At 43.1% G+C, this 21,535-nt stretch carries 19 protein-coding genes and 1 other RNA gene; 18 read left to right on the top strand and 2 right to left on the bottom strand.

Annotation, left to right across the window (positions count from 1 at the left end; translation table 11 throughout):
* Positions 1-198: 198 nt before the first annotated feature.
* The 13 genes from tadA to ADH27_RS06230 all read left to right on the top strand — a co-directional run bounded on the left by tadA (position 199) and on the right by ADH27_RS06230 (position 13,011).
* The gene (gene tadA / locus ADH27_RS06290) at positions 199-711 is read left to right on the top strand and encodes a tRNA adenosine(34) deaminase TadA (RefSeq protein WP_048716652.1); all 513 of its coding nucleotides are present in this window, start codon (positions 199-201) and stop codon (positions 709-711) included.
* A gap of 38 nt (positions 712-749) precedes the next feature.
* Positions 750-845, top strand: an RNA gene (gene ffs, locus ADH27_RS09740) — signal recognition particle sRNA small type.
* A 509-nt stretch (positions 846-1,354) separates the two neighbouring features.
* Positions 1,355-2,704, top strand: coding sequence for a glucose-6-phosphate isomerase (locus tag ADH27_RS06280; RefSeq protein WP_048716648.1), 1,350 nt, complete (start codon positions 1,355-1,357; stop codon positions 2,702-2,704).
* A gap of 183 nt (positions 2,705-2,887) precedes the next feature.
* On the top strand, positions 2,888-4,030 hold the full coding sequence (locus ADH27_RS06275) for a hypothetical protein (RefSeq protein ID WP_048716646.1): 1,143 nt from the start codon (positions 2,888-2,890) through the stop codon (positions 4,028-4,030).
* 21 nt (positions 4,031-4,051) lie between these two features.
* Positions 4,052-4,846 carry a hypothetical protein gene (locus ADH27_RS06270; protein WP_048716644.1) on the top strand — a complete coding sequence of 265 codons (795 nt, stop codon included), beginning with the start codon at positions 4,052-4,054 and terminating at the stop codon, positions 4,844-4,846.
* A 209-nt stretch (positions 4,847-5,055) separates the two neighbouring features.
* A complete protein-coding gene (locus ADH27_RS06265) occupies positions 5,056-5,787 on the top strand; it encodes a hypothetical protein (RefSeq protein WP_048716641.1) in 732 nt (243 codons plus the stop codon).
* Positions 5,788-5,797: 10 nt separating this feature from the next.
* A complete protein-coding gene (locus tag ADH27_RS06260; protein ID WP_048716637.1) occupies positions 5,798-6,535 on the top strand; it encodes a hypothetical protein in 738 nt (245 codons plus the stop codon).
* A 21-nt stretch (positions 6,536-6,556) separates the two neighbouring features.
* The gene (locus tag ADH27_RS06255; protein WP_048716634.1) at positions 6,557-7,537 is read left to right on the top strand and encodes a hypothetical protein; all 981 of its coding nucleotides are present in this window, start codon (positions 6,557-6,559) and stop codon (positions 7,535-7,537) included.
* Positions 7,538-7,701: 164 nt separating this feature from the next.
* Positions 7,702-8,400 carry a 2,3,4,5-tetrahydropyridine-2,6-dicarboxylate N-acetyltransferase gene (gene dapD, locus ADH27_RS06250; protein WP_048716632.1) on the top strand — a complete coding sequence of 233 codons (699 nt, stop codon included), beginning with the start codon at positions 7,702-7,704 and terminating at the stop codon, positions 8,398-8,400.
* 63 nt (positions 8,401-8,463) lie between these two features.
* Complete coding sequence (locus ADH27_RS06245; protein WP_048716724.1) at positions 8,464-9,597, top strand: N-acetyldiaminopimelate deacetylase; 1,134 nt, start codon at positions 8,464-8,466, stop codon at positions 9,595-9,597.
* Between the two features lie 12 nt (positions 9,598-9,609).
* Positions 9,610-10,149: a 5-formyltetrahydrofolate cyclo-ligase gene (locus ADH27_RS06240; RefSeq protein ID WP_048716631.1), complete on the top strand. Its 540-nt coding sequence runs from the start codon at positions 9,610-9,612 to the stop codon at positions 10,147-10,149.
* A complete protein-coding gene (locus ADH27_RS06235) occupies positions 10,133-10,819 on the top strand; it encodes a rhomboid family intramembrane serine protease (RefSeq protein ID WP_048716628.1) in 687 nt (228 codons plus the stop codon). Before ADH27_RS06240 ends, ADH27_RS06235 begins: the two co-directional genes overlap by 17 nt.
* Positions 10,820-11,046: 227 nt before the next feature.
* The gene (locus tag ADH27_RS06230) at positions 11,047-13,011 is read left to right on the top strand and encodes a C69 family dipeptidase (RefSeq protein WP_048716626.1); all 1,965 of its coding nucleotides are present in this window, start codon (positions 11,047-11,049) and stop codon (positions 13,009-13,011) included.
* A 166-nt stretch (positions 13,012-13,177) separates the two neighbouring features.
* Here the strand turns inward: ADH27_RS06230 and galU are convergent, their stop codons facing one another.
* Both galU and ADH27_RS06220 read right to left on the bottom strand, forming a co-directional pair.
* Entirely contained in the window at positions 13,178-14,086 is a 909-nt protein-coding gene (gene galU, locus ADH27_RS06225) for a UTP--glucose-1-phosphate uridylyltransferase GalU (protein WP_048716624.1), read from the bottom strand.
* Positions 14,087-14,147: 61 nt separating this feature from the next.
* Positions 14,148-15,164 (bottom strand): NAD(P)H-dependent glycerol-3-phosphate dehydrogenase, encoded by a 1,017-nt coding sequence (locus ADH27_RS06220; RefSeq protein WP_048716620.1) that lies wholly within the window; start codon positions 15,162-15,164, stop codon positions 14,148-14,150.
* Between the two features lie 226 nt (positions 15,165-15,390).
* On the opposite strand from ADH27_RS06220, the gene ADH27_RS06215 reads away from it, so the two are divergent.
* The 5 genes from ADH27_RS06215 (at position 15,391) to ADH27_RS06195 (ending at position 21,532) form a co-directional block, all read left to right on the top strand.
* Positions 15,391-19,002, top strand: a complete 3,612-nt coding sequence (locus ADH27_RS06215; RefSeq protein ID WP_053091437.1) for a SpaA isopeptide-forming pilin-related protein — start codon at positions 15,391-15,393, stop codon at positions 19,000-19,002.
* A 157-nt stretch (positions 19,003-19,159) separates the two neighbouring features.
* A complete protein-coding gene (locus ADH27_RS06210) occupies positions 19,160-19,849 on the top strand; it encodes a gamma-glutamyl-gamma-aminobutyrate hydrolase family protein (protein ID WP_048716619.1) in 690 nt (229 codons plus the stop codon).
* Between the two features lie 237 nt (positions 19,850-20,086).
* A complete protein-coding gene (locus tag ADH27_RS06205) occupies positions 20,087-20,533 on the top strand; it encodes a dUTP diphosphatase (protein WP_048716720.1) in 447 nt (148 codons plus the stop codon).
* Between the two features lie 9 nt (positions 20,534-20,542).
* Entirely contained in the window at positions 20,543-20,998 is a 456-nt protein-coding gene (locus ADH27_RS06200) for an isochorismatase family protein (protein WP_048716617.1), read from the top strand.
* Between the two features lie 18 nt (positions 20,999-21,016).
* Complete coding sequence (locus ADH27_RS06195; RefSeq protein ID WP_048716615.1) at positions 21,017-21,532, top strand: histidine phosphatase family protein; 516 nt, start codon at positions 21,017-21,019, stop codon at positions 21,530-21,532.
* Positions 21,533-21,535 lie beyond the last annotated feature (3 nt).

Genomic DNA, 21,535 nt, shown 5'->3' with positions numbered 1-21,535 from the left:
TCTCAACTTTTTTGAGTCTTAAGCTTACTTTAAGACACAAGGTCTATACTAAGACCATAAACAAAGACCTCCCAACTTTGTTTAGAAACCAAACTTTTTTTCATAAACATCTCCCTATAAGAAGTCACCCATTGGTGGCTTTTTTTGTGGCTTCATCATATAATAGAACAAGAACATAAAAAGTAAATGAGAGTACAAGTGAGAGACTATACCCTAGAAGAGAAAGAAGCTTTTATGCGAGAGGCTTTAAAAGAGGCAGAAATCGCCTTGACCCATGAGGAAATTCCTATTGGCTGTGTCATTGTCAAAGACGGTGAAATCATTGGACGGGGCCACAATGCGCGAGAAGAATTGCAACGGGCTGTCATGCATGCGGAGGTGATGGCGATTGAAGAAGCCAATCAGCATGAAGAGAGTTGGCGCTTGCTGGATACCACCCTATTTGTGACCATTGAACCCTGTGTCATGTGTAGTGGTGCCATTGGACTGGCCCGGATCCCTCAGGTAGTCTATGGTGCGACCAATCAGAAGTTCGGTGGAGCAGGGAGTCTCTATGACATTTTGACAGATGAGCGCCTTAATCACCGGGTAGAGGTGGAAACAGGGATCTTGGAAGCAGAATGTGCAGCCATCATGCAGACCTTTTTCCGCCAAGGTCGGGAACGAAAAAAACAAGCCAAGCTCGCAGCCAAGGCCGAAACACAAGAATAAAAACCGGACCTTTGCAAAATCCACAAATTATGATATAATACCTATCGGAGCAACAGTTCTGCGTGAAGCGGGTCAGGGGAGGAATCCAGCAGCCCTAAGCGAAGTGAACTGTGTGCTCTTTTCTATTGCTCTTGATGAATCGAGCCTGCAAGGCTTAGATGAATCCTAGAGCAATGGATGCAGTTTTTCCCGTTAGGGAAAAAGCTGTAAACTGATGAAGTTCTTAGTGAATCAAGTCCAAGGGACGAAGATGAACTTAGGTACATTGACGCAGTTCGAGCAAAGCGAGAACTACGTTCCGATAAGTGAACGTAGTGAATCAAGCCTGCAAATCGCAGATGAGTTTAGAGATATTGATTCTGAGGAGCTTTGCGACGTGAGGGCTATCAGTCACCAGTATCATCTCAAAATTCATTAGTGGATTCAAAGAATAATAGCGTGAAAATGGAGCTTCGGAAGAGGCCCCTTTTTTTGTCTGTTCCGCTCAAAATAAGGCCCTACATGCAAACGATTGCTATTGCGTCGTTGCTTGATTTGTGAAAATAAAAAAATTAGCAAATGAAAACGTTTTACAGGATGGTTTCCCTTGATTAAATCCCAGTAAAGCGATATCATAGAGAAGAAGAAATTTTGGAGGAATAACATGTCTCATATTAAATTTGACTACTCAAAAGTTTTGGGTAAATTTGTTGCCCCACATGAAGTGGACTACATGCAAGCACAAGTTACAGCAGCAGACGAATTGATCCGTAAAGGAACTGGTGCTGGTAGCGACTTCTTGGGTTGGTTGGACCTTCCTGAAAACTACGACCGCGAAGAATTTGACCGCATCTTGAAAGCTGCTGAGCAAATCAAAGCAGACAGCGATGTTTTGGTCGTGATCGGTATTGGTGGATCATACCTTGGTGCGAAAGCAGCGATTGACTTCTTGAACCACCACTTTGCAAACTTGCAAACAAAAGAAGAACGCAAAGCGCCACAAATCCTTTATGCTGGAAACTCAATCTCATCTACTTACCTTGCTGACTTGGTAGAGTACGTAGCTGACAAAGACTTCTCAGTAAACGTGATTTCTAAATCAGGTACAACAACTGAACCAGCGATTGCTTTCCGTGTCTTCAAAGAACTTTTGGTGAAGAAATACGGACAAGAAGAAGCGAACAAACGGATCTACGCAACAACTGACCGCCAAAAAGGTGCTGTTAAAGTTGAAGCAGATGCCAACGGTTGGGAAACATTTGTGGTTCCAGATGACATCGGTGGACGCTTCTCAGTATTGACAGCAGTTGGATTGCTTCCAATCGCTGCATCAGGTGCAGATATCAAGGCCCTTATGGAAGGTGCGAACGCAGCTCGTAAAGACTACACTTCGGACAAACTTTCAGAAAACGAAGCTTACCAATACGCAGCTGTTCGTAACATCCTTTACCGTAAAGGCTATGCAACTGAAATTTTGGTAAACTACGAGCCATCCCTTCAATACTTCTCAGAATGGTGGAAACAATTGGCTGGTGAGTCAGAAGGGAAAGACCAAAAAGGGATCTACCCAACTTCAGCTAACTTCTCAACAGACTTGCACTCATTGGGTCAATTTATCCAAGAAGGAACTCGTATCATGTTTGAAACAGTTGTCCGCGTTGACAAACCTCGTAAGAACGTGATCATCCCTACTTTGGAAGAAGACCTTGACGGACTTGGATACCTTCAAGGAAAAGATGTTGACTTCGTGAACAAAAAAGCAACTGACGGTGTTCTTCTTGCCCACACAGATGGTGACGTGCCAAACATGTACGTAACTCTTCCTGAGCAAGATGCCTTCACTCTTGGATATACTATCTACTTCTTCGAATTGGCAATCGCCCTTTCAGGTTACTTGAATGCTATCAACCCATTTGACCAACCAGGTGTTGAAGCATACAAACGTAACATGTTCGCCCTCCTTGGTAAACCAGGATTTGAAGAATTGAGCAAAGAACTCAACGCTCGCCTTTAATCAATAGACAAAACGATCTCACAAGAGGTCGTTTTTTAATCGCTTTCAATATCTCAGAATGAGGTGGAAAAATAGACTGTTTTATGATATAGTAGAACTACTATATTTATACTTTGCACGTCAAACTATGGTCACGAAAAGTGGGGAGAATGACGGGCGCAGGTTGTTAGTAAAGGAGAGATTATGACAACAGAAGACAAGACACCTTTTGGAACACAAGAGGAGAACGTTTCTCAAGAGCCTTTTGGAACACAAGAGGGACAAACTGTTCAAGAACCTTTTGGAGCACAAGAAGAACAAACTGTTCAGCAACCTCTTGAAGCTCAAACTGGTCAAAACGTCCAAGAACCTTTTGGAGCACAAAATAGCCAAACAGCTTATGAGCCATTTGGGGCACCAGGAGCGCAAGCCTTTCAACAGGCTTCTCCAGTAGAAGGACCACAAGCTGGAGGACAGGAACAATTTTTCCAAAATCAAGCGCCTCAGGTAGAAAATAATCCGTTCTACCAACAAGGGAACCCTCAAGCCTTCCAATCGCAATGGAATGTTCAGCCAAAACCGAAGCGTGGATGGACGAAATTTGTTGTCTTTTCCCTTCTTGCACTCCTTCTTGGTGGATTAATTGGTGGTGGAGCTGGCTATTTATGGGGAAATTCATCTAAGCCTCAAGCAGATGCTAATCGAACAAAACGTTTAGAACGCGCTAATGAAGAAGCAAAAAAGATAAAGAACAGCTTCATTACAGATAAGAAGGAGGCTGTTTTCACCTGGACTCTTAAAGACCTTGGTTCCTTGAGTTATACCAATAAGGATGGTTATGGTTTGACTGCTGATCAGATTGTTGAAACCTATGGATTGGCTTCCAGTGTGGAGTATGATAAGAATAGCCTCACTCTTTATTGGGATCGTGCAAAGAATGCTGAACATCAGAATGTTTATTTCCGATTTGAAAAAGTTGATGGCAATTATTATTTGAAAACTGTGGAAGCTTTTGATTTAGAAGAATTTTATGCAGACGAAGAAGACGATGAAGATGAAGATACTTCTGCAGATCGTGAGTTAAGTACAAAAGAATTCAAAAATCTGAAAACAGGAGATAAGAAAACTGGTAAAGGTGGAACTTCCTTATCAGAAGTTTTGAAAAAGCGTAAATCAAGTGCTGTTCGAATTGGAACAGAAACAAAAGCTACTGCAGAAGGAGAAGAGTATGACTCTACTCGTGTTATTGCAACCGTAAACTTTAAGGTCGGTGACGATTATAAGACATTACGCTTCTTAGCACAACCAGACGGGGACTTCTTATACATTGGTCCAGAACGTTTTTAATATAGAGGAGATAGATGAAAGATGAATATGAATCAATCACAGGCACCATTTGGTGTGCCAGAAACTGGTAATCAAAAGAAGCCAGGGAAAGGTCTATTAATCGCTTGTGTTAGTGTTTTTGCAGTCTTAGGAGTCATTGCAGGTCTATTTCTTGGCCGTTCTTTTGGTGCAACAAATGCTAAAAGTAGCGAACCGGCCCTTCACCCAACAGCTGACGCAGGGGAATCAAAACGTGATCAGTCTGGGAAGTATATTAATCCGGAAGAAGCAGAATTTTCTTGGAACATTGATGATTTAGCTGATTTGGAGTTTGGGACATACGAAACTCCAGATTTAGGAACAAGCATTGAAGATGTCGTGGATGCACATGGCAAGGCTTTGAAAGGCACGTTTCGAAGAGATAAAATTGATTTAGAATGGGGCGAGTTAGACGAAGATCAGGATGATACGCTGCCTTCTTATCATACTGTACGTGAAATGCGCCTTACGTTTCAGAAGAATGGAGACAATTATTATTTAAAAGACCTCTATTATTCAGGAAATTATAAAGAAGCTGAGGACGATTTTATGACCTCATCTTACTATGATAAACTGAAAGTGGGAGATGCCAAAACTGGTAAGGATGGTGTATCCTACAAGGAAGTGATTAAGGATCATACGATTTCTAGTCTTTCAATGTCTGCAGAAGAGGACTACAAAACTCATGATATTGTGACTACAATGAGAGTAAATATTAAATCCTCAAGTTCTTCTGAATATAGGTTGACTTTTGTGAGACAATCAGATGGTGATTTCCTCTTATCTGAAAAAGAATGATGATGAAGAAGGGCTCTTCATTCATTCTTTTCGAAAGAGGTAAGGGAGGAAGAATCCATTCACCTAAAACCCTAAAAAGATCTGGAATGGCATTTTCAGATCTTTTTCTGTTCTAGCGGGGACTGGCTATTTATGGTATAGTAGGATATGTTGACAAAGGAAACACGTGTGAACAGTTGGACGGAAAGGGATACAGATACGATCGCAGAATGGATAATGTAAAGGAAACAACAGGAAAACATCTGAAGACCCTCTTAGCTTTCATCCAAAAAAGAGGGATTATTTTCGGGGTCCTCGCAATGCTGGGAGTAGGCTATGGGCTTGCTGCTTCTGGGAGGCCACAAGACCAGCTAAATCCAGACCAGCAAGTGACCTTTCGTAAGGAAGAAGCTTATCTGCAGGCCTTCCTGGCGAAATCAGATCGACCAGAAGTTGGGGTGCATTTGGAGGAATTGCTAGAATTTAAAATAGGAGATGGGACTGGTGGGCCAAGCACCAAGGGAACGACACCAGAGACCCTGGTCAAAAAATTAGGGGGAGCCAAGCAAGCTCGGCTTGAATCAAAAGCTAGAACGCAGCTCCTTCGTCTCAGCTATGGAACGACACAAGATGGTCGAGATAGATACCAATTTGAATTTACCCATATGAAGGATGGCTACTATCTAACAGCTATTCAGGGCTATCAACCAACCTCTAAGCAGAATATAGAAAGTAAACAGCTGAAAAAGGCAGCCTTGACCAGTCTTGCTAGTGGGAAAGAGAAAACTGGCATGAAACTAGAAGACATTTTACAAAAGGTTGGCTTGCCACAATCATTGCTTATGAATCATAAGGATGGAAAGACAGTTTTGGTCCTAACCTACCGTGCACAAGAGGGGCTCGTCTTTCTCACTTTGCAAGCCCAAAAAGATGCGCGCTATCATCTAGTCAAGGTCGAATAAGGAGGAGTAAATGGATACAGTCATCAAGAAGTTAACAATTCCTGGCCTCCTGCTGCTAGCGCTCCTCCTAGGGATGGGGTTAGAGGTCCTTAGTCATCCACCGAAAAATTCTACAGCGATAAGTGAAATAAGGAACTTATCAACTTTTAAAGCGAAAGAATTTCAAGGGGAGCGACTCTTAAAAGAAACGAATGAAAAAAAGGATTCGCCATGGACCCTGGATCAGATCGAGCGCTTCCCTCTGTCGATAAAGAACCAAAACGGTAGCCTAAAGCAGACTGGAAGTCGCCTGGAGACCCTTCTGAAGGAGATGGGGCACCCCCAAGAGAAAGTTCTCTTTCAATCTACAGCAAGCAAGCAACCCAGACTCTCCCTGCTCTATCGATGGGACGATAGGGGAAAGGGAGCCTCCATCCGTTTGCTTTTTAGCAAGGGGGCTGATGGGAGCTATCTGCTAGAAGAGATCGACGCCAGTCTAGCCAATCTAGACCGGGAGGGGAACAAAGCTTTTTCAGAAAAAGTTTACCAGAGCTTAGAACCTGGAGAAAAGATGGATCTGAAAGCACTTCTAGGTAGCTATCAGGGCTTACAATCCTTCGTTCGACACCAGATCGGGCCTGATCAGGAAGGTTTTCAACTATCCTATCAGGATGAGAAGGGAAAAACGTATTTATTGGAGCTGGAACATGTAGACGGTTCCTATTCCTTGTTGCTCAAAAGTCAACTAGATCCTAAGAAACAAAGTTAAGTAAAAAGAAGGGAAAATGGAATGGAAAAAGGTAGACAGATTCAAAGAGAATGGTCTAGGTTCCCAAGTAGGAATCGGGAAGTGTCTGAGGTCTTTTCGGATCGTGGGCCTGAAGGAGAAGCTTTTGAAAGTCCCAGTCTTCGGAGCTATCAAAAAGGGGTAAAGAGAAGTGTCCGTGAGGATGCTTTTCGAGGAGCGGGCTTGCCCCGTTTTGGTTCCCTTTTTGCAGTTGCTGTGGGGATGGTTCTCGTCTTTAGTCTCTCCATTATAGCGCTTGGTTATGTAAGCAGTTCTCTCAATAAGACAGAGCCGGATAGCCCAGTAAGTAAGAAACAGGACCGTCATTCTTTCAGTTCGACATCCGCTAGCTCGTCATCTGCCTCCTCTAGCCAACCATCAGAATCTTCTAGCTCAACAAAGGAAGAGAAGAGTGAGTCAGATAAGAAATCGGGACAATTGACTGCCGACAATTCTCCCTATATAGATGGGGATAATGGGATTCGTGACTTTAATTTAGACGAGTTATTGGTTCTCAGTCGAAAAAATAAATTATCCAATGTGACCGCAGAAGAACTTGTGAATCAGTATGGAAAAGCTAAACGAGGTTACTTTTCTGATGTAAGTGCAGACAATCGGGGAATCACTTTACAATATGAACTACCGGATAATCGTGGAAATGTCAGTTTTAATCTATTGGGGCATGACGATAAGTATAGGGTCACTAATATTTATATGGGATATTACGCTACATCTTTGGAAGAACCAACCAAAACAACAGAAGAATTTAGAGCTCTCTTTTCTCAAGATGGACAGGAAATTCATGACGTTATTTCTCAAATGGGAACTCCTGAAGTCACGCATTTTTCAATCTCATCTTCTCAGAAAGTATACTCCTGCACCCTCTCCTATTCAACAGTAGATAATGAACTAGTTTCCCTAAATTTCGAGGAAAACTCTGAGCAGTGGTATCTAAAAGGAATAGCTGTTAAAAAGAAACCATAGCATGATTTTGGGAGATAGTACAAAGATACATTAGGATCTTAAGATTACTTCGTTTGCCAGTGATTTAAAGGACTCTTTAAATTATGCTATAATAGTAAAATCAAAGAGTTCAAAAGGAGCCTATCTTCCTAGAGGACTGACTACATAGAACAAGAGGTATCGCCATGACTGCACAAAAGATGACTGCACAAGAAATTATCGCCTTTATCGGCAATGCAGAAAAGAAAACCAACGTAAAAGTGACCTTTGAAGGGGAATTGGCAGGAGAGCTTCCAGCATCCGTTGTAAAGCTAGGCAATGTCCTATTTGGAGACTGGAAAGAGATTGAGCCCCTTCTTGCCAACCTAACAGAAAACAAAGACTATATCGTAGAGCAAGATGGTCGCAATTCAGCGGTACCTTTGCTGGACAAGCGTTATTTGAATGCCCGGATTGAACCAGGTGCGATTATTCGAGATCAGGTGACCATTGAAGACAATGCGGTGATTATGATGGGAGCGGTCATCAATATCGGTGCTGAAATCGGTGCGGGGACCATGATCGATATGGGAGCTATTCTTGGTGGTCGTGCAACGGTTGGTAAAAACAGCCATATCGGAGCAGGAGCAGTCCTTGCTGGTGTGATTGAGCCAGCCTCTGCAGAACCAGTCCGAATCGGGGATAACGTCTTGGTGGGAGCCAACGCCGTCGTCATCGAAGGGGTTCAAGTTGGTAATGGCTCCGTCGTAGCGGCGGGTGCGATTGTTACCCAAGATGTGCCTGGAAATGTAGTGGTAGCGGGTGTGCCTGCGCGCGTGATCAAGACGATTGACGAACAGACACAACAAAAAACCGCGCTTGAGGATGCCTTGCGAAACCTTTAATAGAAGAATAAGAAAAGGAAGCTGGGGGATACCTCGGCTTCTTCTCAAAAGAGGAAGATGGATATGACACTTGATTTAGTAAAAATTCGGCGAGATTTACATCAAATCCCAGAAATTGGACTAGAAGAATTCAAAACACAAGCCTATCTCTTGGAGCGTATCGCTGAAATTACCGAAGGAAAAGAGTTCGTCGAGCAGCGGACCTGGCGGACGGGGATCCTGGTTTTTCTGAAGGGGTCCAATCCCGAAAAGACCATTGGCTGGCGGACGGATATCGATGGACTGCCCATTGTTGAGCAGACTGGTCTTGACTTTGCCTCCCGCCACGAAGGTCGAATGCATGCCTGTGGCCATGATGTCCATATGACGCTGGCCTTGGGCTTGCTGGAGCAACTGGTTCAAGAACAGCCGAAGAATAATCTCTTGTTCCTCTTTCAACCAGCCGAGGAAAATGAAGCTGGAGGCATGCTCATGTATGAGGATGGGGCCTTTGGAGACTGGCTACCTGATCAATTCTACGGTCTCCATGTCCGTCCAGACCTAAAGGTAGGCGAGATTGCGACCAATCGGGGGACGCTTTTTGCAGGGACCTGTGAAGTGAAGCTGACCTTTAAAGGAAAAGGTGGACACGCCGCCTTTCCCCACGAAGCCAAGGATGCCCTGGTCGCTGCTAGCTATTTTGTCACCCAGGTTCAAACCATTGTCAGCCGAAATGTCGATCCTATCGAGGGGGCAGTTGTGACCTTCGGTTCCATGCATGCGGGGACGACCAATAATGTCATTGCGGAGACGGCCTTTCTGCATGGGACCATCCGGACTCTGACCATGGAAATGAACCTCTTGACCCAGAAGCGACTCGAGACGATTGCCAGAGGGGTTGCAGATGCTTTTGATATGGAGCTAGATCTTGAACTTAAGCAAGGGGGCTATTTGCCGGTAGAAAACAATCCGGACTTGGCAGATGAACTGATGACCTTCTTTGATCAAGCAGAAGATGTCACCTTGATTGATATCCTACCCGCCATGACTGGAGAGGATTTTGGTTATCTCTTGTCAAAAGTGGATGGAGTCATGTTCTGGTTGGGAGTGGACAGTCCTTATGCCCTTCATCACCCTCAGATGAGTCCCAAGGAAGAAGCCCTGCACTTTGGTGTCAAAGCCATTAGTCCTTTCTTACAAATGAAAGCCAACCAATAAAGAGAGACGGAAATGAAAGCAAGTGTTCGAAAAAGTATATTGAAGAAGATGAAAGGCTTGGAGCCGGAGAATAAGCGAAAGGCTGATCGAGCCTTGATCCAGCGGTTACGCTCTTTGTCATCTTACCAAGAAGCAAGCGTTATTGCGACCTATTTGTCCTTCCCGCATGAGGTGGATACGAGTTTTCTGATTGATGCAGCTCTAGAAGATGGCAAACAGGTTGTCATCCCAAAGACCTATCCCAAAGGGCGCATGGAATTTGCAGTCTATAATCCGCAGAAATTGAAACCAACAGCCTTTGGTCTCTTGGAACCAGAGGATGGGGCTCAAGCGGTAGATCAGTCGGAGATTGACCTGATTCATGTTCCCGGAGTGGCCTTTCAAAAGGATGGCTACCGTCTGGGTTATGGAGGAGGCTATTACGATCGCTATTTGGCAGATTTCGACGGAGCGACCGTCAGCACTATCTATGCCTGCCAGGAAGTAGACTTTGCACCTGCCCCTCATGATATTCCAGTACAGGAGGTTCTTGTGGATGAATCAACTATTTGATAAGAAATACCCGGTGACCAGTAGCTTGCTCCTATTAACAACCGGTGTTTTTCTAGCCATGTTATTGCTTCGTGGCTTTGACTATGAATCGGTCCAAACTGTTTACGACTTTGGGGGTGTCTTAGGGGCGGAAATCCAAATGGACCCGAGCCAGAGCTGGCGTTTGCTTGCTGCCATGTTTGTTCATGTTGGCTTGCAACACTTTGTTTTGAACATAGTTACCCTCTATTTTATCGGAAGAATCGCAGAAGATCTATTTGGCTCAAAGGCCTTTTTAGCCCTCTACCTCTTATCCGGCTTGATGGGCAACCTTTTTGTATTGGTTTTTTCTCCTCTTGCTGTTGCAGCTGGGGCTTCTACCGCCTTGTTTGGTATCTTTGGTGCCATTGCCAGTTTGCGCTTTATCGCTCGAAGTCCCTATATTCACTATCTGAGCCAACGTTATACTTCTTTGATTCTGATCAATATCCTCTTTAGCTTTATGCCGGGGATCAGTCTAGCCGGTCACTTAGGAGGCCTGGTGGGAGGAGGGCTTCTAGCCTTTGTCTTTCCCGTTTATGGTGAGCGAGATAGCTTGAAAAAAAGCTGGCGCTTGGTAGCTCTGTTTCTTTATACAGCTGGGGCCATCCTTCTTTATGCTTGGCCTTTACTTGCTCATCCCTTTTTATGATTTGTAACGAATTTGTAAATTATCTGAAAACTGAGTGAAGTCTCAGTTTTTTTGTATATAAAATCCAAAAATAAGCAGCCACACTCAAAAAGTTGCTCGAAAAGTGAATAAAGACAACATAAGAAAGCGCTTGCAAAAAGGATTGAAAAGGAGTAAACTAACAATTGTAAATATCTTTCTTATCCATTCATAAAATGGATAAAATATTAAATAAAAGGAGATTTGCAATGAAAAAATGGTTGATTAAGCTCTCGTTAGTAGCGATGGCTATATTGCTCCTTCCGTTTCAAGCTGTTGAGGCTTGTTGTGGATTTATCATTGGCCGTCAGTTGACCAAGGATGGTACCACCCTGTTTGGTCGGACTGAGGACTATCCTTATTATCCAAACGGCGGAAAACACAACAAAAACTATGTTGTTGTTGATGCCAAGAATTATAAGGAAGGAGACCAAATTCAGGACGAATCCAATGGTTTCACCTATCCTCATGCTGCCAGCGAAATGAAATACACAGCTGCTTATGATTCCGCTCGTGGAGATGGTAGCAATGGTGCATTTGGAGAACATGGCTTTAACGAAGCGGGTGTTTCCATGACTGCCACTGTTACAGCAATTCCAAATAAAAAGGTATTAGAAAAAGATCCACTGAAAGAAGATGGACTTCCAGAAGCTGCTATGCTCGATGTAATCCTACCTCGTGCAAAAACAGCTCGTGAAGCAATCGAATTACTTGGAAAAGTTATCGAAGAAAAGGGATCAGCTGAAGGAAATACAGTTGTAGTTGCTGACCAAAAAGAAACTTGGTATATGGAAATTCTTTCTGGTCACCAATATGTAGCGGTGAAGGTGCCAGAAGATAAATACGCAGTCTTTGCGAATACTTACTACCTAGGTCATGTTAATTTGAATGACACTGAAAATGTCATCGCCTCTAAAGATGTTGAAAAAGTAGCAAAAGAATCAGGAAGTTACAAGACTGATAAAGATGGCAACTTCCATATTGCTAAGTCTTACGGACCTGAAAAATATGCAGAAGGGGACCGTTCTCGGACTTATGCAGGGATTACAGTACTTGATCCAAAGTCTAAAGTGACTTACGAGGATGACGAATACGAACTATTCCGTTCTCCAACTGATCCAAATAAGAAATTTACTTTAGAAGATGCCTTTGCTATGCAACGGAATCGCTTTGAACACTTAAATGGTCGCTTCGTACCGGACGATCAAATTGGAGTGAAGAAACAAGGTGACAATGGCGCAAACGACACGGTTCGCAAGGATCAATACAAATATGCACTAGGGAATGAAAACGTTATCGACGCCCATGTCTATCAAATCAATCCAAAACTACCAAAATCATTTGGTGGTACAGTTTGGTTAGGAATGGGACCATCACGTAACACTCCATATGTCCCATTCTATGGAAATGTAAAAGATACTTACGAAGCCTTTAAACCTCAAACAGCTACTTATGATCCAAATTCTTGGTATTGGACTGTTTGGCATATTGACAACATGGCAATCAACAATCAAGATATCTTTGGAAAAACCGTCCAAGAACATTGGAAAGCACTAGAAAAAGGATTTATTGCTGATCAAGAGAAGAAGGATATTGAATATTATTCACTAAAAGATCAACCAGAAGCTGCAAAAGCTGCTGAAGATAAAGTAACGAAAGATTCACTTGACTTGTCTGATCGTCTTTTCCAACACTTCAAAGATTATGAAAAATTAATGGAAAAACAATTAGAGGCAGCTGGACGCAAGTCAGATCCTTATCGTGCTTCTAAACCAGATAATTATAAAGATCCTGAAGAGCCTAAGAAACCAGATACACCAACAGTTCCAGAAAAACCACAAGTTCCAGAAAAATCACAAGTTGACGGAAATAGTACAAAAATTGAAATTCCTGCTTCATATTATAGAGCTACCCCTTCTAATAAGGATATCCCAGCTAATGCAGAAGGAAATCCAAACAATCGCTTTGGCTATGCTGCTAACAAGGATAAACAACCAGTTGTATCTCCTAAAGTAGAAACTCCTGTGAAGCCAGAAGAAACTGTTCAAGCTCCAACTGAAGCTCCTGTAGCAGGAAATAGTGTAAACAACAATAATCGCTTCGGATCTAATTTCAATCCAAGCGAAATCGAGACTTACCCAAATACAAATTATTCTTACAATGTTCATCCTTAAAAAATAGAATCAGATAAAATAGTTGAACAAGAGAATAAATGAAAGAAGCTGGACTTTTTGTCCAGCTTCTTTTTACGAGAAAAAAGAGATTGACCATTTTGTAAAGTGGGGGACCACTTACACCATATGGTCAGTCTCTTTTACATCCTTCAGATTCGTAAATGGTTTAGTTCGAAGTTTGTTCAGATGTTTCTAATTTTTTTCCAAGATCGATGATGTATTGTTTGAGATCATCTTTAACCTGTGGGTGTTTCAAGGCATAATCAATAGATGTTTTCATGAAACCAAACTTATCCCCCACGTCGTAGCGTCTACCCTTAAACTCGCGGGCAAATACTCGTTGGGTCTTATTCAAGGTATCAATGGCATCAGTCAATTGGATTTCATTTCCAGCGCCTGGTTTTTGGTTTTCCAAGATTTGGAAGATTTCTGGAGTCAGCAAGTAACGACCGATAATGGCAAGGTCACTCGGTGCTTCCTCAGGTGCTGGTTTTTCGACAAAGGTTTCAACACTATACAGTCCCTTGATGCCTTCCCCTTGAGGAGCAATGACTCCGTAGGCAGAAACCTCTTCATGGGGAACTTTCATGACAGCAATAGTAGAAGCATGTGTCTCATCATAGTCATTCATCAATTGCTTGGTGAGAGTAGTGGCTGTATCATCCGTGATATCCATGAGGTCATCTCCCAGCATCACGACGAAAGGTTCATTCCCAACGAAGGCCTTAGCCTGAAGGACAGCATCTCCAAGTCCTCGCGGATGTTTTTGACGAATGAAGTGGAGGCGCATCCCGGTAGTTTCATCGACCAGTTTCAACAGGTCATTTTTTCCTTTTTCCTTGAGGTTGTACTCAAGTTCGAAGTTTGAGTCGAAGTGGTCTTCGATCGAACGTTTGGACTTACCAGTGACAACGAGAATGTCCTCGATGCCAGCCTTCAGGGCTTCCTCAACGATGAATTGGATGGTTGGCTTATCCACGATTGGCAACATTTCTTTGGCCAAGGCTTTGGTTGCAGGTAGGAAACGCGTTCCAAGTCCGGCCGCAGGAATGACTGCTTTCCTAACTTTTGTCATAATAATTCCTTTCTAACTAAAGAATGATTGGTTGTTGAACTGATTGGCAAGGAAAAATTCCTTAGTTCCACTCATTCTCTTCTTTAAATTCATTGTTCATCATGAAGTTAATGGCTTCGCGTATGTCTTGCCCTTCATAAATCACTTGGTAGATGGCTTGTGTGATCGGCATATAGACGTCTAGCTCTTGGGCCAGTTCGTAGGCGGCCTTAGTAGTTGAAATCCCTTCGATGATCATGCCCATGTTGGCTTCGATATCTTCTAGTTTTTCACCGCGACCGAGGGCATCCCCAGCTCGCCAGTTCCGAGAGTGGATGGAAGTCCCTGTCACGATCAGGTCCCCAACTCCGGATAGTCCACTATAGGTTAAGGGGCTAGCGCCTAGTTTAACACCTAGACGGGTGATTTCAGCTAAACCACGTGTGATGATGGCAGCCTTGGCATTGTCCCCAAAGCCGAGTCCATGGAGGGCTCCAGCACCAACAGCGATAATATTTTTCAAGGCTCCAGCCGTTTCTACCCCAATCACATCTGTATTGGTATAGAGGCGGAAGTAGTGGTTGCTGAAGAGTTCTTGAACATAACGAGCTGTTTCTAAATCCTTAGAAGCCGCTGTGATCAGAGTGATATCGCGAACGATGGTTTCTTCAGCGTGACTTGGTCCAGACACGACCACAATTTCGCTACGTAGAGAAGCAGGGATTTCCTCTTCTAAGATTTGAGAAATCCGTTTGTGACTGTTTGGCTCTAATCCTTTGGACGCGTGCATGACCTTGACAGGATGGTCCAGAGTCTCAGCGACTTGCTTGGCAACGAGTCGGGTCACCTTGGTTGGGACGACAAAGAGGACCGCATCTGCTCCAGAAAGGGCTTCATCCAAGTTGTGGTAAGCCTTGATCTCTGGATCTAGCAGGACATCCTTAAAGTAGCGTTTGTTGGTATGTTCTTGATTGATTTCGTCGATTTGTTCTGGGACATTTCCCCAGATCCGTACTTCATGGCCATTATCGTGGAGGACTTGAGAAAGGGCAGTTCCCCAAGAACCAGGACCGATGACCGTAATGGTTTGTTTATCCATAGCATTCTCCTTCGTGAAGATTTCATTTCTATTTTACCATACTATAGAGAAAAAAGCTTTGGAATCTAGCTGAATTTCATAGGAAAAGCAAATAATATGATAACTGATAAAATGTTGGGAATTTTAGTAAATTATTCTTGCATTTATATTCTGAATATGGTAATATTTGTTTCGTATATTACTCTAGCTAGTGATATATAAGAGAAACAAAAAAAAGGAGTTTATGATGAAAAAGAGCTTAAAAATAATACTGACCTTAGTATTAGTTTTAGCTAGTGTCTTTGGTTTGTCCAAAATTCGGTCGGCCCATGCTGATGGCTCAACAGGAAAGATCCAAATTACAAGTAAAACGATCACACCTGCTAAGTCACCCGTGGACCAGTACACGGACATTAAGGTTGATCTAACTTTCAATGTTCCGAACGGGGTCAAATCTGGGGATCAGGCGGTTATTACCCTCCCTCAGAATCTAAAATTTATCTCGGATCAAACATTTGATGTCATGAGTCCGGATGGTCAATCAGTGGTTGCAAAAGCAGTCATTAATGCTGCAAATAAAACCATCACCTTGACCTATGAAAATTATGTGGAAAAGAAATCAAATATTTCAGGAAGCATGTTCTTTGCAGTTCGGGTAGAGCCTGCAACTGCATCTCCAAGCAAGGTGCCAATCACCTTGAATGTGGATAACAATCCTGTCCCTGTAGGAAAAGTTGACTTTGTAGTTGACCCAGGGAATGCTGAAAAGACCTTGGACAAGGTTAGCTGGGGGACAGAAACCTTAGCAGATGGTAGCATCACACGTCAATATGAAGTACGTGTCAATGCAGCGAAAGAGCCGTTAACAGAAGCAGTTGTGACTGACCAATTGCAAACAGAAGGAATGAGCTATGTAGAAGATTCCTTTGTGATTAAAAAAGGGAATTGGGCCGTTAACAGTTCGCATAAATTAGAATTGAAAAACGGGCAAGTTGTCTCTTTACCAGTTGAGTTTGGAGCAGATAAGAAGAGTTTCAAAGTCAGCTTGGGAAATGTAGCCCAAGGTGAAGGTTACTCGATTGTCTATAAGGTGAAGATTCCTTATACCCCTGCAAATGGGGAAAAGTTCCTCAACAATGTAACCTTGAATGCAAAAAAAGTTGTTGAAACTAAGAGCAACCCATTCGTTTATCAAACTGCTGGTGGGGAAGCCCAAGGATATACCTTCTCCATCAACCTCAAGAAAGTTGATAGCCAGGATGAAAACACTGCTTTAGCAGGTGCTGAATTTAACGTGATCCGTGTTGCAACAGGTGCCGTTGTCGGTAAGTTGACAACCAATGCAAAGGGAGAAGCAAGTATTGGTGGTTTGTTGAACACAGCTTACCAATTAGTTGAAACAAAAGCTCCAGAAGGATATGAATTGGATGCCACTCCAATTGATGTCAAAGCAGAAGATTTTGGAACAACAAAAACAGCCCTTAAAACAGTTACAAACAAGAAAACTGTCAAAGAACCGACACCAACCAGTGCGGTCATCGAATTAGACAAGACCCTTACAGGTCGTGACTTGGTAGACGGTGAGTTTAGCTTTGAATTGTACGAAGGTACTAACAAACTTCAAACTGTTACTAACAAATCTGGCAAAGTAACCTTTGAATCTATTTCTTACACAGCAGAAGGTGAACACACTTACACTGTAAAAGAAGTCAAAGGTAATAATGCCACTATTGCTTACGATGCTTCTGAAAAACAAGTGACTGTTAAAGTTACTCGTGATGGAGATGCCTTGAAGGCAGAAGTCGTTTATCCAGAAAACAAAACATTTACTAACGCCTTCACACCAAACGCAACGACTGCAACAATTGAGTTGTCTAAAGAGTTGACAGGTCGTGATTTGGTAGATGGCGAGTTTAGTTTTGAATTGTACGAAGGTACTAACAAACTTCAAACTGTTACTAACAAATCTGGCAAAGTAACCTTTAATGCTATCTCTTACACAGCAGAAGGTGAACACACTTACACTGTGAAGGAAGTGAAGGGGAACGTACCAGGTATCACATACGATACAGCAGAAAAACAAGTAACCGTTCAGGTAACAAAAGATGGAGACAACCTAAAAGCAACAGTTGTCTATCCAGAAAACAAGGTCTTTGCAAATACTTACTCAGCTCCAAGTCCAGCAAAAGCTCAGATTTCAGCTAGCAAGATTTTAGAAGGTCGTGACCTAAAAGATGGCGAATTCAGCTTTAACTTGTTGGATGAAGCTGGAGAAGTTCTTCAAACAAAACAAAATGCAGCAGATGGTTCTGTAGCATTTGACGAAATTTCTTATTCACAAGAAGATGCAGGGAAAACTTTCCACTACACAATTAAGGAAGTAATCCCTCAATCTCAAGAAAAAGGAATGACCTACGATCAAGCGAGCATCGAAGTGACAGTAACAGTTACGAAAGATGACGCAAGCAATACGATCAAGGCTACAGTGGCATATGGTGCGAAGACATCCTTCACCAATACCTTTGTCACAAGTGAAATCCCACCAACACCACCAGTAGTTGAAAAACCAGAAGCTAAACTTTATACCATCCAACTTCACAAGGTCAATGGTGAAGGTCGAGCTCTAGCAGGAGCAGTCTTTGGACTCTTTGAAGCGGATGGTAGCACACCAGTTGCCAACCCTTATGGCGAAGGTCAAGCGACAGCGACATCCGATGCTAATGGTCTTGTAAGCTTTGTAGGCTTTGAGGCTAAGGATTATGTAGTGAAAGAATTGACAGCACCAGAAGGTTACCAACTATCAACTGCTTCAATCGCTGTCTCTGCAACAGAATTGAGCGCTGCGACAGACTTGGTAGTGGATAAAGGAAATGTGGTGAACCAACCGTTTACTGCTATTCCACCAACTCCGCCAGTTGTTGAGAAACCGGAATTGACTCTTTACAGCATCCAATTGCACAAAGTCAATAATGAAGGTCAAGTCTTGGCAGGAGCTGTCTTTGGACTCTTTGAAGCAGATGGTGTGACACCAGTTGCAAATCCATATGGCGAGGGTCAAGCGACAGCGACATCTGATGCCAATGGTCTCGTTACCTTTACAGGACTTGAAGCCAAGGATTATGTAGTGAAAGAATTGACAGCACCAGAAGGATACCAACTTTCTGAAGAAGCGATTACTGTTTCATCTAGTCAATTGATTGCTTCAACTGATCAAGTACTTGATCAAGGAAAAGTTGTCAACAAACCATTCACTGCTATTCCACCAACTCCACCAGTGGTTGAGAAACCTGAGTTGAAACTTTACAATATTCAATTGCATAAGGTGAACCTAGTCGGTCAAGACCTTGCAGGAGCTGTCTTTGGACTCTTTGAGGCAGATGGTGTGACCCCAGTTGCCAACCCATATGGGGAAGGTCAAGCGACAGCGACCTCAGATGCCAACGGTCTTGTAAGCTTTGTAGGCTTTGAGGCTAAGGATTATGTTATTAAGGAGTTGACAGCGCCAGCTGGTTACCAACTATCAACGGATGTTATTACTGTATCTGCTAGCGAATTAAAAGCCGCACCTAACCTTGTAGTAGATAAGGGGACAGTCGTAAACTACCTAACTCCTCCAAACACACCACCAACACCACCAACTACTCCAAACACACCACCAACTACACCACCAACTACTCCGCCAACCACCCCATCAACAGACAAACCAAAAGGTGATAAGCCTTCTGGAAGTCAACCAAAAGAAGAAAAGAAACATACTCTTCCTTCTACAGGTGAAACAGTGAGTGAGGGACTAGTGGCTGCAGGACTTGCTTTGGCAGTAGCTGGAAGCGCCTTGGTTTATAAAAAACGTGAAAATTAATTTCTAAAACAGGTTTTGTTCTAGCCTTGCTAGACAAGCCTGTTTTTTTGTCTATAGGTGATAAAAAATATTTATCAGGCCCTTAAAAAATACATATTAGACGCTCTTGAAGTGGGATGATAAAATAGGGAATAGAAATATCAAAGGAGGGAAGGCCATGTGTAGAACGATTGTTGGAGTCTCTGCCAATCTATGCGCAGTGGATCCAGATGGGAAAAATATCCATTCGTCTGTATCTTGTAAGTTTGCGGAAACCATTAAGCAAGTAGGTGGCCTTCCTATGGTCATTCCTGTGGGAGACCCGTCTTTTGCCAAAGATTATATCGAGACAGTGGACAAGCTTATCCTCAGTGGGGGGCAAAATGTCCATCCTAGCTTTTATGGAGAAGAGATCGCCATCGAGAGTGATGACTACAATCTCGAGCGCGATCAGTTTGAGTTGGCCTTGTTGAAAGAAGCAGTCCGTCAAAACAAGCCGGTCCTAGCTATCTGCCGAGGAGTTCAGCTCGTCAATGTTGCCTTCGGTGGGACTCTCCATCAAGAAGTGGAAGGACACTGGCAAGGGCTTCCTTTTGGTACTTCTCATTCCATTGAGACCAAAAAAGGCAGCGTGGTGGAGCGTCTCTTTGGACAAGCTAGCCAGATCAATTCTGTGCATCGCCAAAGCATCAAGGACTTGGCGCCTAACTTTCGAGTGACAGCCATTGACCCACGCGACCAGACCATTGAAGCTATCGAAGCAGTGGATGGTCATCGCATCATCGGTTTGCAGTGGCATCCAGAGTTCCTAGTCAAAGAAGAAAAAGGCAATCTCGAACTCTTTCGTTATCTTTTACAAGAATTGTAAACTCTTTAGGATTTTTTAAGGAGAAAGAGGTAAACTAGTCTCATCAACAAAGACCTCCTAACTTTGTTTGATACAGTTTACTTTTTTCATATAATCTCCTGCAAAAGTCTCCTCGTTTGAGGGGGCTTTTGTGTGTTTGTCAGAAAAAATACGAATAGTAGTAGAGGGGAGACGCTAGGGCGAAGTGATGGTATAATAGAAGAGATGGAAACTATTTAGAATGAAAGAGGAATCATGATGACAAAAATTCGTGGATTTGAACTTGTATCAAGCTATACCAATCAGGACTTGTTGCCAAAACGGGAGACAGCACACGCAGCTGGTTACGACTTAAAGGTGGCAGAGCGCACAGTGATTGCACCAGGAGAGATCGTCCTCGTCCCAACTGGGGTCAAGGCCTATATGCAACCGACTGAGGTGCTCTATCTCTATGACCGCTCGTCTAATCCTCGCAAGAAGGGATTGGTCTTGATCAACTCTGTTGGGGTTATCGATGGAGACTACTACGGCAATCCAGGAAATGAAGGCCATATCTTTGCTCAGATGAAAAATATTACGGACCAAGAAGTCATCCTTGAAGTCGGTGAACGTGTGGTTCAGGCTGTCTTTGCTCCATTCTTGATTGCAGATGGGGATGAAGCAGACGGCGTGCGGACCGGTGGATTTGGGTCAACAGGGAAATAGAGGAATAAAATGGCAGACTATTTATTAGTTGTAGACATGCAGTCAGATTATGTTGCTGTAGGAAAAGCATATCATGAAGAACTGACTGCAGCTGTAAATGACAAAATTGCTACCTATCCTAGCGACCGAGTTATCTATATTCTCAATCGTTTTTTCTGGGAGAGAAAAGATAGAAAGAAGAAATTTGCGACCGGCTTGCTGGTTGTATCTTCTCGTATTTTTGAGAAGCGTCGGGCTTCTTGCTTTACTAATCCAGATTTAAAAGATTTTTTAGAGGGAAACGGTGCTAAAAGCATAGAGTTTATAGGGGTAGATGGCAATGGATGTGTCAAGGCTTCCATTTTGGCAGCTGTTAAGGAGAATTATCAGGTTTCTGTCGATTTGTCTGCTGTCGGAGTTGCCAACCAGAAGAAATTCTCTAAAACACTGAAGCAGTGGCAAGATTGCGGAATCAAGATTGGATAGTTTTATGGGGATCTTAATATGAAGATTATCTTTGTCCGTCACGGGGAGCCAGATTATCGTGTATTAGAGGAGCGTACTTATTCCGGATTTGGAATGGATTTAGCTCCCTTATCTGAGAAGGGAAGGAAACAGGCTCAGGACCTTTGCCAAAACCCCTTGTTCCAATCAGCTGATCTGCTAGTAGCTTCAGCAGTAACGCGAGCTTTAGAAACGGCTTCTTATCTGGCTTGTGCTACGGGCCTACCTTTGAAAGTGGAACCCTTATTGCACGAATGGCAGGTCTACGAAAGTGGAAGAAAGAATTTTGAAACAGCTCGGACTCTGTTTCTAGAAAATAATGGGAAGCTCCTTCCGGATAGCCCAATTCAATATGAAACTGCTGAGGATATGAGAGCTCGCTTTATTGAAAGTTTGGCCAAGTACCGAGACTATCAAAAGCTTGTAGTGGTTACCCATCGCATGCTCATGTGTCAATTTGTACCGAATGAAACCATTGATTTTTGCCAAGTGATTGAGTGTGAGATAGAGATTTAGAAA

The organism is Streptococcus sp. 343_SSPC (assembly GCF_001072385.1).
GTDB lineage: Bacteria > Bacillota > Bacilli > Lactobacillales > Streptococcaceae > Streptococcus.
Note: the sequence above shows the minus strand (reverse complement) of the source record. Positions and strands in the feature narration are given on the sequence as shown.

Coding starts and splice junctions, on each gene's coding strand:
- ADH27_RS06280 (WP_048716648.1), top strand. CDS start 1,355: ATGTCTCATATTAAATTTGACTACTCAAAAGTTTTGGGTAAATTTGTT.
- ADH27_RS06275 (WP_048716646.1), top strand. CDS start 2,888: ATGACAACAGAAGACAAGACACCTTTTGGAACACAAGAGGAGAACGTT.
- ADH27_RS06270 (WP_048716644.1), top strand. CDS start 4,052: ATGAATATGAATCAATCACAGGCACCATTTGGTGTGCCAGAAACTGGT.
- ADH27_RS06265 (WP_048716641.1), top strand. CDS start 5,056: ATGGATAATGTAAAGGAAACAACAGGAAAACATCTGAAGACCCTCTTA.
- ADH27_RS06260 (WP_048716637.1), top strand. CDS start 5,798: ATGGATACAGTCATCAAGAAGTTAACAATTCCTGGCCTCCTGCTGCTA.
- ADH27_RS06255 (WP_048716634.1), top strand. CDS start 6,557: ATGGAAAAAGGTAGACAGATTCAAAGAGAATGGTCTAGGTTCCCAAGT.
- dapD (WP_048716632.1), top strand. CDS start 7,702: ATGACTGCACAAAAGATGACTGCACAAGAAATTATCGCCTTTATCGGC.
- ADH27_RS06245 (WP_048716724.1), top strand. CDS start 8,464: ATGACACTTGATTTAGTAAAAATTCGGCGAGATTTACATCAAATCCCA.
- ADH27_RS06240 (WP_048716631.1), top strand. CDS start 9,610: ATGAAAGCAAGTGTTCGAAAAAGTATATTGAAGAAGATGAAAGGCTTG.
- ADH27_RS06235 (WP_048716628.1), top strand. CDS start 10,133: ATGAATCAACTATTTGATAAGAAATACCCGGTGACCAGTAGCTTGCTC.
- ADH27_RS06230 (WP_048716626.1), top strand. CDS start 11,047: ATGAAAAAATGGTTGATTAAGCTCTCGTTAGTAGCGATGGCTATATTG.
- galU (WP_048716624.1), bottom strand. CDS start 14,086: ATGACAAAAGTTAGGAAAGCAGTCATTCCTGCGGCCGGACTTGGAACG.
- ADH27_RS06220 (WP_048716620.1), bottom strand. CDS start 15,164: ATGGATAAACAAACCATTACGGTCATCGGTCCTGGTTCTTGGGGAACT.
- ADH27_RS06215 (WP_053091437.1), top strand. CDS start 15,391: ATGAAAAAGAGCTTAAAAATAATACTGACCTTAGTATTAGTTTTAGCT.
- ADH27_RS06210 (WP_048716619.1), top strand. CDS start 19,160: ATGTGTAGAACGATTGTTGGAGTCTCTGCCAATCTATGCGCAGTGGAT.
- ADH27_RS06205 (WP_048716720.1), top strand. CDS start 20,087: ATGACAAAAATTCGTGGATTTGAACTTGTATCAAGCTATACCAATCAG.
- ADH27_RS06200 (WP_048716617.1), top strand. CDS start 20,543: ATGGCAGACTATTTATTAGTTGTAGACATGCAGTCAGATTATGTTGCT.
- ADH27_RS06195 (WP_048716615.1), top strand. CDS start 21,017: ATGAAGATTATCTTTGTCCGTCACGGGGAGCCAGATTATCGTGTATTA.